Source organism: Novosphingobium sp. PASSN1 (genome assembly GCF_002278815.1).
In genome coordinates this window covers 57267-78900 of record NZ_NKIS01000011.1, presented here as the reverse complement: position 1 = coordinate 78900, position 21634 = coordinate 57267, and the positions used below count along the sequence as shown (strand labels likewise).

21 protein-coding genes are annotated in these 21634 nt (G+C 66.0%); 10 read left to right on the top strand and 11 right to left on the bottom strand.

Annotated elements, in window-relative coordinates:
• Window position 1: 1 nt before the first annotated feature.
• The gene (locus CFE35_RS17335) at window positions 2–1966 is read right to left on the bottom strand and encodes an EAL domain-containing protein (protein WP_292932465.1); all 1965 of its coding nucleotides are present in this window, start codon (window positions 1964–1966) and stop codon (window positions 2–4) included.
• 144 nt (window positions 1967–2110) lie between these two features.
• On the opposite strand from CFE35_RS17335, the gene CFE35_RS17330 reads away from it, so the two are divergent.
• The 3 genes from CFE35_RS17330 to CFE35_RS17320 are packed head-to-tail and all read left to right on the top strand — an operon-like array spanning window position 2111 to window position 4432.
• Window positions 2111–2791: a glutathione S-transferase gene (locus CFE35_RS17330; RefSeq protein ID WP_292932463.1), complete on the top strand. Its 681-nt coding sequence runs from the start codon at window positions 2111–2113 to the stop codon at window positions 2789–2791.
• A gap of 52 nt (window positions 2792–2843) precedes the next feature.
• Entirely contained in the window at window positions 2844–3977 is a 1134-nt protein-coding gene (dapE, locus tag CFE35_RS17325) for a succinyl-diaminopimelate desuccinylase (protein ID WP_292932461.1), read from the top strand.
• Window positions 3974–4432, top strand: coding sequence for a nuclear transport factor 2 family protein (locus tag CFE35_RS17320; RefSeq protein WP_292932460.1), 459 nt, complete (start codon window positions 3974–3976; stop codon window positions 4430–4432). The genes dapE and CFE35_RS17320 overlap by 4 nt, the downstream gene beginning before the upstream one ends.
• Window positions 4433–4436: 4 nt before the next feature.
• Here the strand turns inward: CFE35_RS17320 and CFE35_RS17315 are convergent, their stop codons facing one another.
• Genes CFE35_RS17315 through CFE35_RS17305 form a run of 3 tightly spaced genes read right to left on the bottom strand, consistent with a single transcriptional unit; the run spans window position 4437 to window position 6888 of the window.
• The gene (locus CFE35_RS17315; RefSeq protein WP_292932459.1) at window positions 4437–5012 is read right to left on the bottom strand and encodes a Smr/MutS family protein; all 576 of its coding nucleotides are present in this window, start codon (window positions 5010–5012) and stop codon (window positions 4437–4439) included.
• Window positions 5009–6223, bottom strand: coding sequence for an MltA domain-containing protein (locus CFE35_RS17310; RefSeq protein WP_292932457.1), 1215 nt, complete (start codon window positions 6221–6223; stop codon window positions 5009–5011). The genes CFE35_RS17315 and CFE35_RS17310 overlap by 4 nt, the downstream gene beginning before the upstream one ends.
• 5 nt (window positions 6224–6228) lie before the next feature.
• Window positions 6229–6888 carry a Tim44/TimA family putative adaptor protein gene (locus tag CFE35_RS17305; protein ID WP_366557157.1) on the bottom strand — a complete coding sequence of 220 codons (660 nt, stop codon included), beginning with the start codon at window positions 6886–6888 and terminating at the stop codon, window positions 6229–6231.
• 300 nt (window positions 6889–7188) lie between these two features.
• On the opposite strand from CFE35_RS17305, the gene secB reads away from it, so the two are divergent.
• The 4 genes from secB to CFE35_RS17285 all read left to right on the top strand — a co-directional run bounded on the left by secB (window position 7189) and on the right by CFE35_RS17285 (window position 11260).
• Window positions 7189–7719 carry a protein-export chaperone SecB gene (secB, locus tag CFE35_RS17300; protein ID WP_292932453.1) on the top strand — a complete coding sequence of 177 codons (531 nt, stop codon included), beginning with the start codon at window positions 7189–7191 and terminating at the stop codon, window positions 7717–7719.
• Between the two features lie 27 nt (window positions 7720–7746).
• Window positions 7747–9324, top strand: coding sequence for a murein biosynthesis integral membrane protein MurJ (gene murJ, locus CFE35_RS17295; protein ID WP_292932452.1), 1578 nt, complete (start codon window positions 7747–7749; stop codon window positions 9322–9324).
• 8 nt (window positions 9325–9332) lie between these two features.
• Window positions 9333–10352, top strand: a complete 1020-nt coding sequence (gene trpS, locus CFE35_RS17290; RefSeq protein WP_292932622.1) for a tryptophan--tRNA ligase — start codon at window positions 9333–9335, stop codon at window positions 10350–10352.
• Between the two features lie 209 nt (window positions 10353–10561).
• On the top strand, window positions 10562–11260 hold the full coding sequence (locus CFE35_RS17285; RefSeq protein WP_292932451.1) for a DUF4136 domain-containing protein: 699 nt from the start codon (window positions 10562–10564) through the stop codon (window positions 11258–11260).
• Window positions 11261–11284: 24 nt separating this feature from the next.
• Here CFE35_RS17285 and dut read toward each other — a convergent pair whose 3' ends face one another.
• The gene (gene dut, locus CFE35_RS17280; protein ID WP_292932449.1) at window positions 11285–11755 is read right to left on the bottom strand and encodes a dUTP diphosphatase; all 471 of its coding nucleotides are present in this window, start codon (window positions 11753–11755) and stop codon (window positions 11285–11287) included.
• Window positions 11742–12935: a bifunctional phosphopantothenoylcysteine decarboxylase/phosphopantothenate--cysteine ligase CoaBC gene (gene coaBC, locus CFE35_RS17275; protein ID WP_292932447.1), complete on the bottom strand. Its 1194-nt coding sequence runs from the start codon at window positions 12933–12935 to the stop codon at window positions 11742–11744. The genes dut and coaBC overlap by 14 nt, the downstream gene beginning before the upstream one ends.
• Before the next feature lie 110 nt (window positions 12936–13045).
• Between coaBC and CFE35_RS17270 the strand changes: the two genes are divergently transcribed.
• The gene (locus tag CFE35_RS17270) at window positions 13046–13450 is read left to right on the top strand and encodes a hypothetical protein (protein ID WP_292932445.1); all 405 of its coding nucleotides are present in this window, start codon (window positions 13046–13048) and stop codon (window positions 13448–13450) included.
• Here the strand turns inward: CFE35_RS17270 and CFE35_RS17265 are convergent.
• The 3 genes from CFE35_RS17265 to ubiE are packed head-to-tail and all read right to left on the bottom strand — an operon-like array spanning window position 13447 to window position 16874.
• On the bottom strand, window positions 13447–14553 hold the full coding sequence (locus tag CFE35_RS17265; protein WP_292932444.1) for an acyltransferase: 1107 nt from the start codon (window positions 14551–14553) through the stop codon (window positions 13447–13449). The genes CFE35_RS17270 and CFE35_RS17265 overlap by 4 nt on opposite strands.
• Before the next feature lies 1 nt (window position 14554).
• Entirely contained in the window at window positions 14555–16111 is a 1557-nt protein-coding gene (gene ubiB / locus CFE35_RS17260; RefSeq protein WP_292932442.1) for a 2-polyprenylphenol 6-hydroxylase, read from the bottom strand.
• 10 nt (window positions 16112–16121) lie between these two features.
• A complete protein-coding gene (ubiE, locus tag CFE35_RS17255; RefSeq protein WP_292932440.1) occupies window positions 16122–16874 on the bottom strand; it encodes a bifunctional demethylmenaquinone methyltransferase/2-methoxy-6-polyprenyl-1,4-benzoquinol methylase UbiE in 753 nt (250 codons plus the stop codon).
• A gap of 59 nt (window positions 16875–16933) precedes the next feature.
• On the opposite strand from ubiE, the gene mutM reads away from it, so the two are divergent.
• Window positions 16934–17746: a bifunctional DNA-formamidopyrimidine glycosylase/DNA-(apurinic or apyrimidinic site) lyase gene (gene mutM, locus CFE35_RS17250; RefSeq protein WP_292932438.1), complete on the top strand. Its 813-nt coding sequence runs from the start codon at window positions 16934–16936 to the stop codon at window positions 17744–17746.
• 89 nt (window positions 17747–17835) lie between these two features.
• Window positions 17836–18807 carry a nitronate monooxygenase family protein gene (locus CFE35_RS17245; protein ID WP_292932437.1) on the top strand — a complete coding sequence of 324 codons (972 nt, stop codon included), beginning with the start codon at window positions 17836–17838 and terminating at the stop codon, window positions 18805–18807.
• A 141-nt stretch (window positions 18808–18948) separates the two neighbouring features.
• On the opposite strand, the gene CFE35_RS17240 is transcribed toward CFE35_RS17245, so the two are convergent.
• Together CFE35_RS17240 and CFE35_RS17235 are read right to left on the bottom strand one after the other, a co-directional pair.
• A complete protein-coding gene (locus CFE35_RS17240; protein ID WP_292932435.1) occupies window positions 18949–20079 on the bottom strand; it encodes an acyl-CoA dehydrogenase family protein in 1131 nt (376 codons plus the stop codon).
• Between the two features lie 59 nt (window positions 20080–20138).
• Window positions 20139–21332 (bottom strand): acyl-CoA dehydrogenase family protein, encoded by a 1194-nt coding sequence (locus tag CFE35_RS17235; protein ID WP_292932434.1) that lies wholly within the window; start codon window positions 21330–21332, stop codon window positions 20139–20141.
• Between the last annotated feature and the right edge of the window lie 302 nt (window positions 21333–21634).

The following is a 21634-nucleotide window of genomic DNA, read 5'->3' as shown; positions in this document are numbered from 1 at the left end:
ATCAGGCCGCGTTCTGGCGCATGCGCTGCTCCAGCAGCACGTCCAGCGCAATCGGCCGTTCGATGAAATAGCCTTGCGCGTAGTGGAAGCCCGCGAGCGTCGCTTCCATCAGCTGCATCTCGGTCTCGATCCCTTCGAACACGCATTCGAGGTTGAGCGAACTTGTGAGGTTGAAAATTGCGCGCACCAGCCGCCGCCCTTCGGCATCGTCCAGCCGCTCTGCGAAGCTGCGGTCAATCTTGATGATGTCGATCGGCAGCATGTGCAGCGTGCTGAGGCTGGAATAGCCCGTGCCGAAATCGTCCAGCGCGATCATCGCCCCGCAAGTCCGCAGCCGCTCCAGCGCCGCGCGGGCAACGTCGAAATCGCCGATCAGCGATGTCTCGGTGATCTCGAACACCAGCCGTGTCGCATCGATCCTGCTGCGCGCTATCCGATCCATCAGCGCGGTGACTGTGCCCGGATCGGCAATGTCGGTCGGGGCAAGGTTGAAGGAGAGCCGTTGGTCCCGTGGCAGGCGGGGCCAATCTGCCAGCACGCGGTCAAACGCGGCCAGCGTCACCGTCCGCGCCATCCCCAGCCGCTCGGCAGTCGAGAACAGCAGTTCCGCCGCCACCGCGCCGAGCGTTGGCGATTCCCAGCGCGCCAGGGCTTCCACGCCTATCATTCTCATCGTGCGGGTGCGCACGACGGGCTGATAAACCATTGCCAGCTCGCGCGTCAGGTCCGCGCTTTGCAAGGCGGCTTCCAGTGCCTGTTCGGAGCGGATGATTCGCTCCAGCTCCGCCGAGAACCGCACCACCCCGCCGCGCCGCGCCTTCTTTGCGTGGTAGAGCGCGAAGTCTGCGCGGTCGAACAGATCGTGCGCGCGTCCGCCGGCTTCGGGCCAGGCGGCCAGCCCGCCAGAACAGCCGACGGAAACGACCAGATCACCCAGCGGGACCGGCTGCTGCACCAGTTCGCACAGCCATGTGCCCATCGCTTCCGCCGCTTCCAGCGTGCCTTCGATGATCAGGCCGAATTCGTCGCCGCCCAGCCGGGCGATCACCGCTTCCGGCCCGCTCGCGCCGCGCAGCCGCTCGCCGATCACTTGCAGCAGCCGGTCGCCCTGCGCGTGGCCGTGAACGTCGTTGATCGGCTTGAACCGGTCGAGATCGATCACGCCGATGCAGAACGGGGGCGCATCCGCGCCGCGTGCGAGCAGAGCATCGAGCCGCGCGAAGAAATAGCGCCGGTTGGGCAGGCCGGTCAGCGGATCGGAATGGGCCAGCCGCGCGTTTTCTTCGGCCAGCCGCTGGGCTGCGGCGCGTTCCTGCTGCAATTCCGCCTGCGAATCCTCCAGCGCGGTGAACGATCCGAACGAATCGCGCAGCACCTTGAGCACCACCAGCCCGACCAGCAGGATATTGAGCGCCATCGCCGCCAGCGTGATCGTGCCGCTGGCCAGGCAATAGGTAAGGAATACCCCCAGCACGATATAGGAGACAATGTGCGCCGCGCGCGGCAGGTACGTCAGGCAGAAAATGCAGCCCATCACCGTGATCGCCACGAACACCGTCACATGGCCATGCTCGGCAGACCCGCCATACTGATCGAGCACCAGCGCCCATGACACGAATCCTGCCGCGAATATCGCTGCCATGAACTCGATCTGCTGCAGCATCTTGCGCGCAAACGCCTCGGTTACCCCGTCCTCGTCGATCGGACGCAGCCATTGAATAAGCCGCAGGAGGCACATCGTGATGAGCGCGCCTGGCAACCACACTGAAATCCAGCGCGGGGCAAAGCCGGTGTGGGTATAGGCCAGCGTGGCCGCGTTCATCGTCAGGATAAGGTACATCGGCGGTAATTGGCGGCGCAGCCGCAGGAACTGCTCGACCAACAACGGACGGCGCACAGGATCATCGCGGGGAATCCCGGGCTGCCCGTGGGGCAGTTCGTCAGGCGTATCAGCCGTTCTTGCCATGAAGCCTTGTGGCGGATGCGGCCTTGTCCCCGCGTTGCATCGGCCATCCGCGCGATTGCGCCTGCCCGGTGCGGAGAAAACTAACCTTATGGCCCCACCTGCTTACCTCGACAGACGCGCGCCGAACGCTTAGGCATTCCGGCCATGAAGCTCGTCATTGGCAACCGCTCCTATTCCAGCTGGTCGCTGCGCGGCTGGCTCGCCGCCCGGCAGTCCGGCCTTGCATTCGAAACCGAGGTGGTGCCGCTCTACGTCGGCAACTGGGACGAGGCCAAAGGCGCCATTCCCACACTCGCCCCCTCAGCGGGCAAAGTGCCGGTGCTGTGGACCGAAGAGGGCGGTGGTGAGGGCGTCGTGTGGGACAGCCTCGCGATCCTCGAAATCCTCGCGGACAAAGTCGGGCGGGATCGCTTCTGGCCCAAGGCGGATGCGCCGCGCGGCATGGCCCGCGCGCTCGTGGCGGAAATGCACGCCGGTTTCCACGCGCTGCGCAGCGAACTGCCCTTCAACTTGCGCATGGCGCCGATCGCCAAGCCGCTCAGCCCCGCCGTGCGCGCCGATGTCGATCGCATCCTCACCTTGTGGGCGCAGGCCCGCGCGCGCTTCGGGCAGGGCGGCCCGTTCCTGTTCGGCACGTTCGGCGCGGCGGACATTTTCTACGCGCCCGTGGTGGTGCGCTTTCGCCAGTATGGCGTACCGGTTCCGGGCTTTGCCGCGGCCTATATGGATGCTGTTTGGGACCACGAATGGCTTGAGGCATGGCGCGGGGCCGCCGCTGAAGAGCCTTGGGCCATCCCGCAGTTCGATGCGGCGGCCGGGGTCTGATCGGCCCCGCAGGGTGCTTCCCACGCCCCCCGTGCTGGTCTAACGCCAGACCATGTCTGACGTACTTTCCCGCACCGCTGCCCTGATCGAGGCGCCCAGCGTCACCCCTGCCACCGGCACCGTGTTTGATGTGATGGAAGCGATGCTCGCGCCGCTGGGCTTCGCGGTCCACCGCTTCCTTGCCGGAGAGCCGCCCGAAGGCCCGGTCGAAAACCTCTTCGCGATCCGCCAGGGCCCGCCGGGCAGCCGCCACTTCGCCTTTGCCGGGCACCTCGATGTCGTCCCGCCGGGGGAGGGCTGGAGCAGCGCGCCCTTTACCGCCGATGTGCGCGAGGTGCCCGGCGGCAAAGTCCTTTACGGGCGCGGCGCGGTTGACATGAAGGGGGCGATTGCCGCGATGGTCTGTGCGGTGGAGCAGATCCCGGCGGAGGCTGGCACGATCAGCTTCATCATCACCGGCGATGAGGAAGGCCCCGCGAAATACGGCACGGTGCCGCTGATCGCGCACATGCGCGAGATTGGCGCGATCCCCGATTTTTGCCTCGTGGGCGAGCCGACCTCGGTCCACCGACTGGGCGACATGGCCAAGATCGGGCGGCGCGGCTCGGTCAACATGTGGCTCACCGCCAAGGGCGCGCAGGGCCACGTCGCCTATCCGCACCTTGCGGACAATCCGATCCCGCGCCTTGTTGCCTTGCTGGCGGAGCTTGACGGGCTGGTGCTCGATGAAGGCAGCGAATGGTTCCAGCCCTCGAACCTCGAGATCACCGATCTCGACGTCGGCAACCGCGCCACCAACGTGATCCCGGCCGAGGCCCGCGCGCGGCTTTCGATCCGCTACAACGATCACCACATCGGGCAGGCGCTGGTGGACCGCGTGACCGAAATCGCCGCAAGGCACCGCACCGAAGTGCGCGCCACTTTGCACGGTGAGGCGTTCATCACGCTGCCCGGCGCGCAATCGGCGCTGGTTGCCGCTGCGGTCGAGGCGGAAACCGGCCTCGCGCCTGAACTCTCCACCACCGGCGGCACTTCGGACGCCCGCTTCCTGCGCGCGCTGTGCCCGGTGATCGAGTTCGGCCTGACCAACGCCACGATGCACAAGACCGACGAGGCGGTTGTAGTGGAGGACCTTGAAGTCCTCACCCGCATCTATCGGCGCATCGCTGAAGCCGCCCTCGCATGAAACCCGTCCGCACCATCGCCGCGTTCCTGGCCATGGCCATGCTGCTGGCCGCACCAGCCGCTGCCAAGTCGACGCGTTCGCTGACCGAGCGCAACCGCGCGGTGATCACGGCGTTCGCGCGCCTGTTCTATGGCGAGCGCGACGTGCGCGCTGCCTTCAAACGCTACGTCGCATCGGACTATATCCAGCACAACGCCAACATCCTTGATGGCCGCGAAGCGGCGATTGCCGCTCTCGAGCCGATGTTCCGGCAGGAAGGCTCGCGCTTCGAGATCAAGCGGATCGTCGTCGATGGCGATATGGCCGTGATCCACCTCCATGGCCGCGCCGGGGCGCAGGGCAATGGCGGTACGGTGGCGGACATCTATCGGTTGAAGCACGGCAAGATTGTCGAGCACTGGGATATTCTCCAACCCATTGCCGAGAAGCCGCTCAACCCGCACGCTTATTTCTGAACGATCAGCGCGCCTTGCGCAGCACGATATAGACGGCCCCGTCGCCACCATGGCGCGGCTGTGCGGGCCTGACAGACGCAATGCGTGCCGAATGGGGGCTGGCCGCGAGCCAGTCGAGCAGCTTGGCGCGGATCGCGCCTCGCCGCTCGCCCCGCAGGTCGTTTTCCGGCACCGGGCGGTGCTTGCCCGCGATCAGCAGGATCACCCGCGCGCCCATCGCCAGCGCCTGCGCGATGCCGCCGTTCAGCCGGTCGTGCGCCATGCCGAGGGTGAGGCCGTGGAGATCGATGGTCACGTCAGGCTGGATCGGCCCGCGTCCCAGCTTGCGGTCCCAGCTCGAATCGAGCCCGCCTGCGGTGAGGGGGCGTACTTGCGTCGTGATCGGCACAGCTTCGGGGCGCGGCGGTGGCACGCGGCCTTTGACGCGTTTGGGCGGCGGAAGTGGCGGCTCGCTGGGCGTGGTAGTCAACGACGCAGGCGCAGGCACGGGCCGTCTGGGATGCAGCGGCGTCACCGTCGCGGCGACCCGCCGCCAGAGCGCGGATTCCTCGGGGCTCAGCCCGCGCGGAGGCGCTCTCATTGTCCTTCCGATCGGGGGCCGCCCAGGCGGGCCAGCGTGCCCTTAGGCAGCAGGATCAGCGCCTGTCCTTGCGCGCGCATACCGCCCGCGACGGTCCGCGCCTGATCGCCCGTGCCCCAGAAGCTGTCAAACCGGTTCGGCCCCTTGATCGCGCCGCCAGTATCCTGCGCCACCCAAAGGCCGCTTATCCCGCCTTCGCCTTGCAGCCAGACTGGCGCGCCCAGCGGCACGAAGGCCGGGTCTGCCGCCAAGGTGGTGCGCGGCGCAATCGGCACGCCCAATGCGCCAACGGTGCCGGGATTGGTGGCTTCGCGGAAGAACACGTAGCTGCGGTTCTGCTGCATCAGCGCGCGGCCTTCGGCCGGATGCTCATGGATATAGCGCAGGATGCCCTGCATCGATCCCGGATATTGCCCGGGTCCGCTGCCGATCAGGCCTTGCGCGCGCATCACGCTGCCGATGCCGGTATAGGGAAAGCCGTTCTGCCCGGCATAGCCCAGCCGCATGACAGTGCCATCGGGCGCACGCAGGCGGCCGGAGCCTTGCACTTGCAGGAAAAACAGCTCGGCCCGGTCCGCTACCCAGCCAATTTCCAGACCCTTGCCCGCAAGCGCGCCGTTCTCGATTTCAGTGCGGTCGAAATAGGGCACGAACCGCCCGCTTTCGTCGTAGCGGCCCAGCGGCTGAGACCCGTCCGGCTGCGGCGCGGCATCGCCCGGCCGGGCGCGGACAATATCGGGGGGCAGGGCATAGACCGGCACATCATAGCCCGGCTGGCGCTGGCGCACGCCCGCGATCTCGGGTTCGTAGTAGCCGGTGACGAGCGCCTCGCCGCGCCCGACCGTGGCGGTTTCGAAATAGCGGGTGAAGAACCCGCTCGCATCCTCGCTTGGCCAACTGGCGGCAGCAGCGCAGGCCGGTGCCCAGTCTTCCGGCTGGGTGAGGCCGCTGGCATCCTTGCGCCGGATCAGGCGCGGGCAACTGGCGGCGAACGCAGCAAGCGCGGCGCGGGTGTTGTCATCGCGAAATCCGAGGCCTGCCGCAACCGGCCCGCGATGGGTGCCGACCAGTGCGGCATTGGGCGCGCGCGGGGGCACTGGCAGAACCGGAGCGCCCTGGGGAATGAGCGGAATGCAGCCGGAGAGGAAGGCGGGTGCGAGAATGGCAAGCCAGACGCGCCGCCCGGCCCGCAATGCCGTCAACGCCGCCACGGGGCTCAGCCTTCGTCGGTCTCGTCGACCATCCAGTCCGGATCGCGCGAGGTGAGATCGCGCGAGAAAGTCCAGACATCGCGGGTCTCGATCGCGTCGTCCAGCGATCCGGCAATGAGGGCACCGCTGGCATCGCGGGTGACCGAGGCGACATCGGCCACGAAGCTGACCGTGATGCGCGCAAGCGGTGCGGCGTAGCTGGCACTCACGATGCGCGCTTCCTCGATGCGGATGAGGTGGGCCGCGATGGTTTCCCCGGCGGCCACGCGCGCGTCGATCGCGGCGGCAAAGCCTTCGGCCACGTCGTTATCGCACAGCTGCGCAAGCTCTTCCTTGTCGCCGCGCCAGAACGCTTCGAGCACCATGCCATAAGCGCCGCGCGCGCCGGCGAGGAACTGGCCGACATCGAACCGGCGGTCTGCCGCGACGATGGCGCGGATGCCTGCTTCGGCGCGCGAATCAAGCTGATGTTCCTGCGGCATCGGCAGCGGGCGCGCTGCGCCGGTGGTCTTTTCCGGAAGCCGGGGGGCGATATTGCGCGGTGCGCTGGCAGGATCGGCCTGCTCGACACGGCGGCGCATCGGCTCCTCGTTCTGCTCGGGCCGGCGGCCAAGCACGGCATAGAGACGCAGGCCGAGGAATGCGGCGATCATGGCGAGAATCACAATTTCAACAATCACAAGGCCACATCCTGCTTGGTCAGGGCGGCAATCCGGCCCGAGGGCCAAAACCACCGCCAACGCGTCATCGTGCCTTATGTGGGTACGAAATACAAATGAACAACGCGTGGACGCCGCCCTGTTTGCCTTGCGGAGGTGGTTTTTCGTCTGCCTCTAGGTGCAGGCGGCTTCCGGCTGTTCCATGCGCGCCCGGCGCAGGCGCGATTGCCCAGCCCTCCGGCAGGTGCTAGGCGCGCGTCCAACTGTTGAAGACCCGTTCCATCCCATTCGCACGAAAGCACGATCATGGCCGAAGAAGGCGATATCATCACTCCGCTCGATCTCGATGCTCCCGCAGCACCCCTCGCCAACGGCGAAGATACCAGTCCGGCCATCGGCCTGATCTCGCAGTACATCAAGGATCTCTCGGTCGAGAATCCGAACGCGCCGGACAGCTACCAGTGGCAGGATGCCCCTGAAGTCTCGATCGATTTCAACATCGGCGCGCGCCCGCTCGGCCCCGATGTGCACGAGATCGAAATGAAGATGACCGCGACCTCGAAGGCGCCGCAGGGCACACAGTATGTCGTGGAATTGCTCTACGGTGCGCTGATCGGCATGCGCAACGTGACCGACGAACAGGCCCACCCGTTCCTCTTCGCCGAAGGCCCGCGCCTGGTGTTCCCGTTTGCCCGCCGCATCATCGCCGATGCCGTGCGCGATGCGGGTTATCCGCCGCTGCTGCTCGAACCGATTGATTTCAACGGCCTCTACATGTCGCAGCTTCAGGCCCGTCAGGCCGAGGAACTGGCCGCCGGCACCGCCGGTCAGGCCTGATCCGGCCGGTTTCATGGCGTACCAGCCATGAACCTCTTGAAGGCGACCGGCACGATTGGCGGGCTCACGCTCGCCAGCCGTGTGCTCGGTCTCGTGCGCGATAGCCTGTTTGCCCGCTATGTGGGCGCGGGCTTCGCGTCCGATGCGTTCCTCGTCGCCTTCCGCCTGCCCAACATGTTCCGCGCCCTGTTTGCCGAGGGCGCGTTCGCCTCTGCCTTCATTCCGATGTTCAACCGCAAGGTGGGCGATCCGGAAGGGCAGGGCCTGCCCGATGGCATTGATTTTGCCGAACGCGCGCTGGCGGTGCTGCTGCCGGTCCTGATCGTGATGACCGTGCTGCTCGAAGTCTTCGCGTGGCCGGTCACGCTGGTGCTGTCCGGCCAGTTCAACGGCATCAGCGCGGATCAGTTCGCCTTCGCCGTGATGCTTTCGCGCATGACGATCCCCTACCTGATGCTGATCAGCCTCGTCTCGCTGTGCGGGGGCATCCTCAATTCGCTGCACAAGTTCTGGGTCAATGCGGCGGCGCCGATCCTGCTCAATGTCACGCTGATCGCCGCGCTGCTGTTGTTCCACTCGCCCGACCCGCTGATCACTGCACGCAATCAGGCGATTGGCGTTTCGGTTTCGGGCGCGCTGCAACTGGCGTGGCTGATCTGGGCCTGCCGCGCGGCGGGCGTTGGCCTGCGCCTGCGGCTGCCGCGCTTCGATGCCGATGTGAAGCGCCTGCTGGCGCTGATCTGGCCAGCTGCCGCCGGGGCAGGAGCCGTCCAGATCAATCTCGTCATTTCCACCGCGCTCGCTGCCTCGCTCCTCGCGCATGGCTCGGTGACGTATATCTACATGGCGGACCGGCTGAACCAGCTTCCGCTTGGCCTCATCGGCATCGGCCTTGGCACCGTGCTGCTGCCCACGATCTCGCGCCAGCTTGGCAGCGGGGACGAGGCGGGTGCGATGGAAACGCAGAACCGCGGCCTTGAACTGGCGCTGCTGCTCACGCTCCCCGCCACGGTTGCGCTGGTGCTGTGCGGCGAACCGATTGCCGCTGCGCTCTTCGGCTATGGCCGCTTCACGCCCCAGGACGCGCATTTCACAGCGCAGGCGCTCGCTGCCTTTTCCATCGGCTTGCCCAGCTACATCCTCGTGAAAGTGCTCACGCCGGGGTACTACGCGCGGCAGGATACGGTGACGCCGGTGCGCTACGCCACGATTTCGATGGCGGTGAACCTCGCGCTCAATCTCGCGCTGATCGTGCCGCTGCAGCATGTCGGCCCGCCGCTGGCCACGGCCATTGCCTCCACCGTCAATGTCGCGATGCTCTACCGCACGCTCGCCGCGCGCGGCCAGTTCGTGCTCGATGCCCGCCTCAAGCGCCGCGTCCCGCGCCTCGCGCTCGCCGCGCTGGCGATGGGGGTGGTGCTGTGGGCCGGGCAGGGCCTGCTCATGCCCTATGTCCACGGCACGTGGTTCGTGCGGTTTCTCACGCTCAGCGTGCTGGTTTCGGCGGGCGGGCTCGTCTATGGGCTCAGCGCCATTCTGCTTGGTGCCTTCTCGAAGGCTGATCTCAAACTTCTCCTGCGCCGCAAGCGCCCTGTATCAGAGTGACCCGTCCCATGCGCATCGTTTCGGGCATCCAGCCCACCGGCAATCTTCACCTCGGCAACTATCTGGGCGCGATCCGGAACTGGGTGGCGATGCAGGATGAATGGACTGCCAAGGGCGGCGAATGCCTCTATTTCCTCGCCGATCTTCATGCGATCTCAATGCCGCATGTCCCCGCCGAACTGCGCGCCGGAACGCGCGAGATGGTTGCAGCGCTCGTCGCCTGCGGGATCGATCCGAAGCGTTCGATCCTGTTCAATCAGACGCAGGTTCCGGCCCACGCCGAACTGCAGTGGCTGCTGAACGGCACCGCCCGCATGGGCTGGCTGAACCGCATGACGCAGTGGAAGGACAAGGCGGGCAAGAACCGCGAAGGCGCTTCGGTTGCCCTGTTCACCTATCCCGTGCTGCAGGCGGCGGACGTGCTGCTCTATCAGGCCACCCACGTCCCGGTGGGCGAGGACCAGAAGCAGCACCTCGAACTCGCGCGCGACATCGCGCAGAAGTTTAACAACGATTTCGCTTCAGAGGACGCGCCGGTCTTTACCCAGCCCGAAGCAATCATTCCCCCCGAAGCCGCCCGCATCATGAGTCTGCGCGATGGCAGCGCCAAGATGTCGAAGTCCGATCCTTCGGACATGAGCCGCATCAACCTGACCGACGATGCCGATGCGATCATGCAGAAAGTGCGCAAGGCCAAGACCGATCCCGAGCCGCTGCCGGGGGAGCTAGACGGCCTGAAAGAGCGCCCCGAAGCGGCGAACCTCGTCGGCATCTATGCCGCGATGGCCGGGATCAGCCAGGCCGAAGTGCTGGCGCAGTTTGCCGGGCAGGGCTTCGGTGCGTTCAAGCCTGCGCTGGGTGAACTGCTGGTGGAAAAGCTTTCGCCGATCACCGCGCGCTACCGCGAACTGCGCACCGATACCGCCGCGCTCGATGCGATTCTGGCCGATGGCGCGGCGCGCGCGCGTGCGCTGGCCGTGCCCACGCTGGAACGCGCCTACGAGGCGCTGGGGCTGCTGCGCGGTTAACGTCCATTGCTGCATTGTCCGGGTGATGCAGGCCTGTAACAAATTGCATCACTTGGCGCGCCACAGTCCGTAATGGCCCGGAAACGCGGGGGTTTTGCCTTCTTGTTCAACGGCCATTCAGCACCTGACGCGTAAGCTTTTACCATGCTACCACCGTGGCGGTGCCGGTTGACAGGGGAGCTGGCTCTTGCACCAAGGAGTTGCCGGAAATGAACCTGATGCCCATGCGTAATCGCTTTGCCCTGATTGCCGCGCCCCTGCTGCTCGCGCTCAGCGCCTGCGCCACGCCGTTCAATGCCAATGTGTCGCGCTTTCAGGCCGAACTGCCTGCGCCTGCGGGCCAGACCTTCGCCGTGGTCCCGCAGGATCCGCGCAATGCGGGCGGTCTTGAATTCGCGCAATATGCCAGCCTCGTCGCCGCGCAGCTGCAGAAGGTGGGCTATGTCCCCGCTGCCAATGCGCAGGCTGCCGATCTCGTCGTCCAGTTCGACTATGGTGTCGACAAGGGCCGCGACAAGCTGCGCACCACCGGTATCGGCGATCCCTACTGGGGTGGCTGGTATGGTCCGGGCTGGGGCGGCTGGGGCCCCGGTTGGGGTGGCGGTTGGGGCCGCCGCGGCTTCGGCGGTCCTTGGGGCTACGGGATGTACGATCCGTTCTTCTTCGGCGGTGCCGGCGGTTACAACAACGTCGATGTCGTCACGCTGTTTACCAGCGGAATCGACATGAAGATCGACCGCCGCGCCGATGGCAAGCGCCTGTTCGAAGGCAAGGCTGAAGCGGCCTCCACCTCGAACCGCCTGCCCTACCTGGTGCCTAATCTGGTCGAGGCGATGTTCACTGGCTTCCCCGGACACAGCGGGGAAACGGTGAAGATCTCGATCGCGCCAGAAAAGAAGAAGCCCTAAAGAAGAAGAACTGAAGCGTTCGGCTCAGCTGGGGAGCGCCGCAAGGCCCCCAGTCGAGCCGAACCCGCCAGCCCCGCGCGCGGTATCGTCCAGCGTATCGACTTCCAGCCAGCTCGCCCGCGTTACCGGGGCCAGCACCAGCTGCGCCACGCGGTCGCCCCGGCGGATGGAGAATGTCTCCGCTCCAAGGTTGATCATGATCACCTTCAATTCGCCGCGATAGTCGCTATCGATGGTGCCCGGCGTGTTGGGTACGGTCACGCCATGCTTCAGGGCGAGGCCCGAGCGCGGGCGGACCTGAATTTCGAAGCCTTCGGGGATCGCCATGGCAAGGCCGGTCGCCACCGCGTGGCGCGCGCCGGGGGCAAGATCGACGTCCTCAGCCGATACGACATCCATCCCCGCCGCCCCGGCTGTGGCGTAAGCGGGCAGGGGCAGGTCGTCATTGCCCGGCAGGCGCTTGACCATCACGGGCACTGCTTCAGTTGAGTGCATCGGCAATCCTTTCGACCAGCGCGGCGGCGACGGCGTCCTTGGGCATTTCGGGCAGGCTCTCTACCCCGTCCGCGCGCACGATGTGCACCGCGTTGAAGTGTCCGCCCATCACGTCTCCCGAAACGTCGTTCGCCACGATCCAGTCCGCGCGCTTCTTCGTCAGCTTGGCCTGCGCATAAGCCACCACGTTCTCGGTCTCGGCGGCAAATCCCACCAGCAGGCGCGGGCGATCTGGCGAAGCACCCAGCCGCGCCAGAATGTCCGGGTTCTCGGTCATCATCAGCGGAGGCACCGCGCCCGAACCATCCTTCTTGAGCTTCTGATCGGCTTCCGAAGCAACCCGCCAATCCGCCACCGCGGCCACCATCACCGCGGCATCGGCAGGCAGCGCGGCGGCCACGGCCGCTGCCATGTCGCGCGCCGTCTCCACGTCCACCCGCGTCACGCCCGGCGGAGTCGGCAGCGTGACCGGCCCGGCCACCAGCGTCACCCGCGCGCCCATCCGCGCGGCAGCGGCGGCAATCGCAAAGCCCTGTTTCCCGCTCGACCGGTTGGCGATGTAGCGCACCGGGTCAATCGGTTCGTGCGTCGGTCCTGCCGTCACCAGCACATGCTTTCCGGCCAAGGGGCCGGTCGGCATTCCGCCCAGCTTCGCGGCAATCGCAGCCAGGATTGCGGGCGGTTCCGGCAGGCGTCCGGGGCCGAATTCGCCGCAGGCCATCGGGCCTTCGTCGGGCTCCATTACCGCGATGCCGTCGCTGCGCAGCGTCGCCACGTTGCGCTGGGTTGCGGGGTGCTGCCACATCCGCACATTCATCGCGGGCACCGCCAGCACCGGCTTGTCGGTCGCCAGCAGCAGCGTTGTCGCCAGATCGTCCGCGATCCCGGCCGCCATCTTCGCCATCAGGTCTGCGGTTGCGGGGCAGACGACCACGAGATCGGCCTGCCGCGAAAGCTGGATGTGGCCCATCTTGGCCTCGGCATCGAGATCCCACAGCGTGGTGTGGACCGCGTTCTCGCTCAGCGCCGCCAGCGTCATCGGCGTCACGAACTGGCTGCCGCTCTTGGTCAGCACGCAAGTCACCGCCCCGCCTTCGCGGCGGATCAGCCGTACGAGTTCGCTGGCCTTGTAGGCCGCGATACCGCCGCCGATGATGAGGAGAATGCGCTTGCCCTGCATGGCCGCGCTTGTGCAATGGCGCGCGGGACGGTGCAATCGTTTTGGTGTACCGCCCTTGCGTCTGCATCCGCGCTGGCCCACGCTGGAACACCCAACAGGAGCTTTCACGCATGCGCTTCATCCTCACCGCGCTTATCTTCCTTGTCGGGATGTTCGACCTGTCCATGGCCGGCTCGTTCCTGTTCACCCCGCAAACCACCGCATCCGGTCCGGTCTTCGGCATCGCGCCCATCGGCACGGCGGGCCTTTCGACCATTCGCGGCGACATGACCTCGTTCTTCGGCGTGGGCGCGGTGTGCATGATGTGGGGCGCATGGCGGCGCAACGCCGATCTGCTGCTGGTCCCGGCCATGCTGTTCGGCACCACGCTGGCGGGCCGCGCGATCAACCTCGCGGTGATCGGCACTTATCCCGGCTGGGCGATGCCGATGGCGGTGGAGGCGGGGCATGTCGTCCTCGCGCTCGCGGCGTGGCGGCTCCTGCCGCACCACAAGCTGGCGGAAATCGCAGCCTAGCCCGCGATTGCGCGCTGCCTGCCCAGCTTCATCACCCAGCGCTGTGCGGGCCGCTCGAACCAGCGGTGCGAGGCGAAGCCGGCCAGCACGCTGATGCCGATGAAGAACACCAGGAACGCAGGCTGCTGCGCAATCGCGCGGGATCCCAATGCGCGATCAATCACCAGCACCAGCGCAAGCTGGATCGGGAAGTGCCACAAATAGACCCCGTAGGACGCATCGCCGAGGTGGCGTGCCGCTGCCAGCCTGCCATCCCGGTCGGCCGTATCGATGGCCAGCACAGCGCACAGCGCGGCGGACGTGCCCGCCAGCGTGGCGCCGTTGCTGGAATGCCAGCTATAGGCCAGCCACAAGGACAGCGCCGCCAGTGCGCCTGCCGCCAGCAGCAGCACCCCGGCGCGCAGCCCGCCTTTCAGCGCCGCGCCATAAACCGCCACGCCGCCGAAGAAGTAGCCGATGCAGGTCAGCACCGGGCCATCGGGCACCTTGCGGAAGAACATTCCGAGCATCAGCACCGCCGCCATCAGCGCCAGCACCGTGGGCGAACGCCGCAGCCCCGGCAGCAGCAGCCAGAACGCGGCATAGGCAAGGATTTCGGTCGAAAGTGACCACGAAGGCCCGTTGAACGATTGGTCTGCCTGCCAGCCCCAGTAATGCGCCAGCCCCAGGCTCAGCAGGAAATGCTTTGCGTCCTGATGGTGGTAGATGAACTCGGTCCCGTTCACCCCATTATACACCGCCTGCAGCCCCGCAACGAGCACGAGGGTGAGGAGGTGCAGCGGCCACAGCCGCGCCACCCGCGCCAGCCAGAACCGCCCCCGCGCGCCGCTATCGGCAAGGTAGACATGCGCGAAGACGAAGCCGGAAACGGCCCAGAAATACTGCACCGCCACGTGGCCATTGTCGAACAGCCACGCCAGCTGGTGATAGAGCGGCGAAACCGCCGCGCGGTTCACATGGAACTGATAGTCAACCGGCGGCACGAAGAAGTGCTGATAGTGCCAGAACAGCACCGCGCAGGCCGCCAGCAGGCGTGACAGATCCAGCGCGTTGAAATGGCGCTTGTCGAGCCGCAGCCCGGGCAGGGGTGGTGCCTTGGCCAACTCAACCCCACGGGCCGAGCAGGATCATCCCGGCACTTGCGCCAGCGCCGATGGCGCCCGCCAGCAGATAGCCCAGCCACTTGCCCGCGCCGCTCCCCGCGCCGATCAGCGCAATTGGCGGCAGCGGCGGATCTTCGGGCGCGCCGCCCTTGGCCGGGAAGCGGTCTTCCACCCGGCGCACCAGATCGGGCAGGCGCAGCAGCGTCTTCACGTTCTCGCGGATACGGTCGGCAATCGCCGCTTCCGGCCCCAGCTCGTCGCGGATCCAGTCCCGCACGAAGGGCGCGGCCACGTCCCACATGTTGATCGAGGGATCGAGCTGCGTGGCGATCCCTTCGACCATCACCATCGTCTTTTGCAGCAGCAGCAGATGCGGCTGGGTCTGCATGTCGAAATCGCGGGTGATCGCAAACAGCCCGTCGAGCATCTGGCCGACCGAAAGCTCGCTGACGGGTTTGCCGCGCATCGGCTCGCCCACCGCGCGCAGGGCGGTCGCGAATTCGGCCACCGAATGGTAGCTCGGCACGTACTGCGCTTCGAAATGGATCTCCGCCACGCGGGTGTAGTTGCCGGTGGTCAGGCCGTAGAGGATTTCCGCCAGCCACTGCCGCGCACGGCGGTCGATCCGGCCCATGATGCCGAAGTCGATCGCGGTGATCGTGCCGTCCGCTTCGATGAACAGGTTGCCCTGGTGCATGTCGGCGTGGAAAAATCCGCCGCTGATCGCCTGATTGAGGAACGCCAGCACCAACCGGCTCGCCAGCGCCTTGCGGTCGTGCCCGGCGGCATCGATGGCGGCGTTGTCGCTGATCTTGATCCCGTCGATCCAGTCGAGCGTCATCACCCGGCCATTGGTGCGGTCCCAATCGATGCCAGGCACGCGGTAGCCGGGGAACGCATGCATCTGTTCGGCGAGTTCGGAGGCGGAAGCCGCCTCGCGCCGCAGATCGAGCTCGCTCATCGTCCAGCGCTTGAAATTGGCGATAACCATGCGCGGGCGCAGGCGCGCTGCTTCCGCGCCGAAGCCTTCAAGATGCGCCGCCGCCCATTCATACGTGTCGATATCGGCGGTAAACTTTTCGCGCACGCCGGGACGTAGCACTTTCACGGCCACCTTGCGGCCGTCGGTCGTCACCGCGCGGTGGACTTGCGCCACCGAAGCCGCGCCGACCGGCTCTTCCTCGAATTCGGCAAACAGGGCTTCGAGCGGCTTTTCGAAGCTCGCCTCGATCTCGCGCCGGATCAGCGCGAAGTCTACCGGCGGCAGCTTGTCTTGGAGTTTCAGCAGGTTCGCCGCAGGCCCCGGCCCTACCAGATCGGGCCGTGTCGCCAGCGTCTGGCCCAGCTTGATCGCGGCAGGGCCGATGGCGCGGAAGGCCCCGGCATAGTCGCGGTCACGGCTCTTGCCGGTCAGCGAGGCCCAGCGCGCCAGCTTGACCAGCCGCCGCACCGGCGCAGGTGTGTTCGCATCGTTCTCGATGCCGATCAGCGCGCCGTGGCGGGCAAGCGTGATGCCCCAGCCGAGCAGGCGGCGAATATGGGTGACGTGGCGGGCCAAGGGGTGTGCCTTAGATCTTCCAGCCCGAGTGGATCGCCACCGCGCCGCCCAGAATCGGCTCGACCTTGGTGTGGCGGAAGCCTGCGCTGCGGATCATGCCTTCGAACTCGCGCATCTTGGGGAAGCGGCGGATCGATTCGATCAGGTAGCGATAGGATTCCGCATCGCCGGCGATCATCTGGCCCAGCTGCGGCACGATCTTGTGCGAATAGAAGTCATAAGCCTGCGCAAAACCCGGCCATTCGGTGGTCGAGAATTCAAGCACGAAGAACCGCCCGCCCGGCTTCAGCACGCGGTGCGCTTCGGCCAGCGCCTTGTCGATCCGGGTCACGTTGCGGATGCCGAAGGCGATCGTGTAGGCGTTGAACGCGCGGTCATCGAAGGTCAGTTCTTCGGCATTCTGGCGCGACCAAGTTAGGCCCTGAATGCCCTGCTTTTCCGCGCGCTCGATGCCGACATCGAGCATGTCCTGATTGATGTCGGACACCGTGATCGCCGCACCGTGCCGTGCCATGCGGAACGCGATGTCACCCGTGCCGCCCGCCATGTCGAGGATCGTCTCGCCCTCGCGCGGTTTCACCCGGCGCACGAAGCGGTCTTTCCAAAGCCGGTGCATGCCCGCCGACATCGCGTCGTTCATCCGGTCGTAGCTCTTGGCGACGGACGAAAACACCGCGCCCACGCGCTCGGTCTTTTCTTCCGGGGTCACCTCCTCGTAGCCGAAGGAGACGGTTTCGGGCTCGGCAGCAGTTGCGTCAGTCATACCCCGCGCCTTTACGTGGGAATTGCCGCAACCGCAAAGCCTGTTAGGTGCAAAGCACGATGCCCGAATTACCCGAAGTCGAAACCACCGTCCGCGGCCTTGCCCATGTCCTTGATGGGCAGGTGATTGCGCGCATCGAAACCCGCCGCGCGGACCTCCGCCGCCCGTTTCCGCCCGATCTGGTGCAGGCGCTGACCGGGGCGCGGATCACCAGCCTGTCTCGCCGCGCCAAGTATGGCCTCATCCACGTGGACCGGGGGCAGACCATGGTGTTTCACCTTGGCATGAGCGGGCGCTGGCGAATCGATCCCGACGAAATCGGCAAGCACGACCATCTGGTGCTGGAAACCGGGGCCGGGCACACCCTCGCGCTCAATGATGCGCGGCGCTTCGGCTCGGTCGATCTGGTCGATACCGCCGCGCTGGAGGCTTGGCCGCAGTTCGCCGCGATGGGGCCTGAACCGCTCGGCCCCGGCCTCACCCCCGCGCATCTTGCCGCCGCGTTCGAGGACCGGATTGCGGCGGTGAAGCTGCTCCTGCTCGATCAGCGAATCGTGGCGGGCCTCGGCAACATCTACGTCTGCGAGGCGCTCCACCGCGCGAAGATCCATCCGGAGCGCGAGGCAGGCAAAGTCAGCCGTGCCGCACTGGCCCGGCTGGTGCCTGAAATCCGGGCGGTGCTTGAAGAAGCGATTCGCGCGGGCGGCTCCACCTTGCGCGATTACGTCCGCCCCGATGGCGAGCTGGGCTATTTCGCCAAGGACTGGCGCGTCTACGGGCGCGAAGGCGAGCCTTGCGGCTGCGGCAAGCCCGTCAGCCGCGTGGCGCAGGGCGGGCGCTCCACCTTCTTCTGTACGCGCTGTCAGAAATAGCAGGGGCCAGAAATAGCAGGAACGGAAACCGGCCTCTTGCGCGGCGCCGCCGGGCTGGCCAATCTCTCCGCCAAAGGGAGAGACCACATATGAAGACGCGTATCACCGAACTTTTCGGCATCGAGCATCCGATCATCCAGGGCGGCATGCACTATGTCGGCTTTGCCGAAATGGCCGCCGCTGTTTCCAACGCAGGCGGGCTTGGCATCATTACCGGCCTCACGCAGAAGACCGCCGCCGATCTCGCCAATGAAATCGCGCGCTGCAGGGACATGACCGACAAGCCCTTCGGCGTGAACCTCACGTTCCTGCCCACGGTCAATTCGCCCGATTATCCGGGCTATATCCGCGCGATCATCGAAGGCGGCGTGAAGGTCGTGGAGACAGCGGGCAACAACCCCGCGCCGTTCCTGCCCTATTTCAAGGATGCCGGGATCAAGGTGATCCACAAGTGCACCTCGGTCCGCCACAGCGTGAAGGCGCAGAACGTGGGCTGCGATGCGATCTCGGTCGATGGCTTCGAATGCGGCGGCCATCCGGGTGAGGACGATATCCCGAATTTCATCCTGCTGCCCCGCGCGGCGGAAGAACTGACGATCCCGTTCGTCGCCTCGGGCGGCATGGCCGATGGCCGCAGCCTTGTCGCCGCGCTGGCACTGGGCGCGGAAGGCATCAACATGGGCACGCGCTTCATCGCCACCAAGGAAGCGCCGGTGCATGAAAAGGTGAAGCAGGCGCTCGTCGCCGCCTCCGAACTCGACACCCGCCTCGTCATGCGCCCGCTGCGCAACACCGAACGCGTGCTGACCAACGCCGCGGTCGAGCGCTTGCTTGAAAAGGAACGCCGCCTCGGGGCTGATATCAAGTTCGAGGACATCATCGAGGAAGTCGCGGGCGTCTATCCGCGCATCATGATGGACGGCGACATGGAAGCGGGCGCGTGGAGCTGCGGCATGGTCGCGGGGCTGATCCACGATATCCCGACCTGCAAGGAGCTGGTGGACCGGATCATGGCGCAGGCCAACGCGATCATCCGGGAGCGGCTGGCGGGGATGGTATAAGCGTTACACGGCAACCAAGCGCGACTTGCGCCTCCCCCCGTGCGGGGGAGGCTGGGTGGGGGTACGCGGCGCTTGCCGTACGGCTCGGTTACCCCTCCCCAACCCCTCCCCGAGCGGGGAGGGGCTTTCATATGTTGATCCTCAATCCGCCAGCGTCAGATCCTCGAACCGGCCAAGGTGGAAGTCTGCCGAGCCGAACTGGTTCTCGATCATCGTGCCGCGCTTGAAGTAGTGACCGATGCCGAGCTCCACCGTAATGCCGATGCCGCCGTGGGTCTGGATCGCGTTCTGGCCCACGAAGTTGAGGCTGCGCGAAACCTTCGCCTTGGCAAGGCTCACCGCCGCCTTGCGCTCGGCAGCGGGCAAATCGAGCTTCAGTGTGCCCATCAGCGCCATCGAAGCGATCTGCTCCACCTCGACGAACATGTCTGCCATGCGGTGCTGCAGCACCTGAAACTTGCCGATCGGCTGGCCAAACTGCTTGCGCTGCTTGATGTAGTCGAGCGTGCCCTCGTGCAGCTTGCGGCTCACCCCGCAGGCCTCGCCGCACACGGCGACAGTGGCTTCATCGACCAGCAGTTCGATCAGATCGATGCCGCCGGGGATATGCGCGTCGCCCGGGATCGCCACGTTCTCGAAATAGATCTCGCTGGCCTGGAAGCCATCCACGGTGGGGTAATCACGGCGCACGATGCCGGGCAGGGTGGCGTCGATCAGGAACAGCTCTACGCCTGCGCGCTCGCGCGTGGACCCGCCGGTGCGCGCCGTGACGAGAAGGTGCGTTGCCCAAGGCGCGGCATAGACCACCGCCTTGTGGCCCGAGAGCACGTAACCCGCGCCATCCGCCTTGGCGGTCGTGCGGATGTTGGCAAGGTCATAGCGGCCCTGCGGCTCGGCATAAGCGAAGGCGAGGACGGCGTTGCCCGCGATGATCTCGGGGATCACCGCATCGGCCATGGCTGCAGGGGCGCGCTTCATCGCGCCGCCGCCGATCACCACGGTTTGCAGGTAAGGCTCGACCGCGATGACCTTGCCCAGCTCTTCCATCATGATCATGTTTTCAAGCGCGCCGCCGCCAAGGCCGCCGTGCTCTTCGGCAAAGGGCGCGCCCAGAATGCCGAGCTCGGTCGCCAGCGCCTTCCACACGCCCGGGTCGCGGCCCTCGGGGCGCAGCAGCATCTTCTTGCGCGTCTCGAAATCATAGGTGTCGGCCAGAAAGCGCGCGAGCGTGTCGCGCAGCATGCCCTGCGTTTCGGTGTAGCTGAAATCCATTGTCCTCAATTCCCAAACTGGGCCGCCGCGGCCTTCAGGCGCGGCGGCCTCATTTCAAATCAGAGCCCCAGCACCATCTTGGCGATGATGTTGCGCTGGATCTCGTTGGAACCACCGTAGATCGTCGTCTTGCGGGTGTTGAAATAAGTCGGCGCGGCGCGGTGTGCATAGTCCGGCCCGATCGGGTGCTCGTTGTCGCCCTCTCCGAAGCCGCGGAAGTAAGGCGCGCCATAGTGGCCCACCGCTTCCAGCGTCAGCTCGGTCAGGCGCTGCTGGATTTCCGAACCCTTGATCTTGAGCAGGCTCGATTCCGGCCCCGGACCCTTGCCGGCGCTTTCACCGGCCAGGCTGCGCAGTTCGGTAAACTCCAGTGCGGTGAGGTCCATTTCCAGCTCGGCGATCTTGCGCTTGAAGAACGCGTTGGCGATCAGCGGCTTGTCGCCGTCCATCTCGGCGCGGGCGATGGTCTTCACCTTCTCGATGCCGCGCTTCGAAGCCGCGACCCCGGCGATCCCGGTGCGTTCGTGCGCGAGCAGGAACTTGGCGCAAGTCCAGCCCTTGTTCTCTTCATAGACGCGCTGCTCCACCGGCACGCGCACGTCTTCCAGCCACACTTCGTTGACCTCGTGCTCGCCGCCCAGCGTGATGATCGGGCGGACTTCGATGCCCGGCGTCTTCATGTCGATCAGCAGGAACGAGATGCCTTCCTGCTGCTTGGCATCGGGATCGGTGCGGACAAGGAAGAAGCCCCAGTCGGCGTGCTGCGCCATCGTCGTCCAGGTCTTCTGGCCGTTGACGATATAATGATCGCCGTCTCGAACCGCCTTGGTGCGCAGCGAGGCAAGGTCGGATCCCGAACCCGGCTCCGAATAACCCTGACACCACCAGTCCTCGCCCGAAAGGATGCGGGGCAGGAACTTCGCCTTCTGCTCGGGTGTGCCGAACGTGTAGATCACCGGGCCGACCATCGAGAGGCCGAAGGGCATGAGGCGGATGCAGTCCGCGCGCGCGGTTTCTTCCGACCAGATGTAGCGCTGCGTCGCGCTCCAGCCGGTGCCGCCGTATTCCACCGGCCATGCCGGGGCGACCCACCCCTTTTTCGCCAGCACCTTGTGCCACGAGAGGAAGTCTTCCTTCGAAAGCTCGTCGCCCTCGTCCTGCTTGCCGCGCAGCTCTGCCGGATAATTCTCGGCGATGAACGCGCGCACTTCCTGCTGGAAGGCAAGGTCCTCGGGGCTGAAATCAAGATGCATGACGCTCTCCGTTTGTGATCTTTGGCCGTTTTCCCGGCCTTGATGCGGCAAGACTCGCAGCCTCGCGAACGAAGCCGGACTCCACGTCTCTTCCATCCTTCCACTTTACGTAAACGTCAAGAGGGGCGTTGGGCCGTTCGCCTCGCCAGCGCGCCGCTTGCCGGATCGGACTGCGTCCGCAGGGCAGGTGCGGCAAGAATGCCACGGTTCCCGGTTCGTGCTTCACGATTGATTCAATCGCTTGCATTTGTGCTTGCAGTCATTCTGCAACTTTGCCAATGACACCCTAACGCAGGCGGTTC

Bases quoted from the DNA above. Each gene is read 5' to 3' on its own strand.
- CFE35_RS17335 (WP_292932465.1), bottom strand. From the start codon at position 1,966: ATGGCAAGAACGGCTGATACGCCTGACGAACTGCCCCACGGGCAGCCC.
- CFE35_RS17330 (WP_292932463.1), top strand. From the start codon at position 2,111: ATGAAGCTCGTCATTGGCAACCGCTCCTATTCCAGCTGGTCGCTGCGC.
- dapE (WP_292932461.1), top strand. From the start codon at position 2,844: ATGTCTGACGTACTTTCCCGCACCGCTGCCCTGATCGAGGCGCCCAGC.
- CFE35_RS17320 (WP_292932460.1), top strand. From the start codon at position 3,974: ATGAAACCCGTCCGCACCATCGCCGCGTTCCTGGCCATGGCCATGCTG.
- CFE35_RS17315 (WP_292932459.1), bottom strand. From the start codon at position 5,012: ATGAGAGCGCCTCCGCGCGGGCTGAGCCCCGAGGAATCCGCGCTCTGG.
- secB (WP_292932453.1), top strand. From the start codon at position 7,189: ATGGCCGAAGAAGGCGATATCATCACTCCGCTCGATCTCGATGCTCCC.
- murJ (WP_292932452.1), top strand. From the start codon at position 7,747: ATGAACCTCTTGAAGGCGACCGGCACGATTGGCGGGCTCACGCTCGCC.
- trpS (WP_292932622.1), top strand. From the start codon at position 9,333: ATGCGCATCGTTTCGGGCATCCAGCCCACCGGCAATCTTCACCTCGGC.
- CFE35_RS17285 (WP_292932451.1), top strand. From the start codon at position 10,562: ATGAACCTGATGCCCATGCGTAATCGCTTTGCCCTGATTGCCGCGCCC.
- dut (WP_292932449.1), bottom strand. From the start codon at position 11,755: ATGCACTCAACTGAAGCAGTGCCCGTGATGGTCAAGCGCCTGCCGGGC.
- coaBC (WP_292932447.1), bottom strand. From the start codon at position 12,935: ATGCAGGGCAAGCGCATTCTCCTCATCATCGGCGGCGGTATCGCGGCC.
- CFE35_RS17270 (WP_292932445.1), top strand. From the start codon at position 13,046: ATGCGCTTCATCCTCACCGCGCTTATCTTCCTTGTCGGGATGTTCGAC.
- ubiE (WP_292932440.1), bottom strand. From the start codon at position 16,874: ATGACTGACGCAACTGCTGCCGAGCCCGAAACCGTCTCCTTCGGCTAC.
- mutM (WP_292932438.1), top strand. From the start codon at position 16,934: ATGCCCGAATTACCCGAAGTCGAAACCACCGTCCGCGGCCTTGCCCAT.
- CFE35_RS17245 (WP_292932437.1), top strand. From the start codon at position 17,836: ATGAAGACGCGTATCACCGAACTTTTCGGCATCGAGCATCCGATCATC.
- CFE35_RS17240 (WP_292932435.1), bottom strand. From the start codon at position 20,079: ATGGATTTCAGCTACACCGAAACGCAGGGCATGCTGCGCGACACGCTC.
- CFE35_RS17235 (WP_292932434.1), bottom strand. From the start codon at position 21,332: ATGCATCTTGATTTCAGCCCCGAGGACCTTGCCTTCCAGCAGGAAGTG.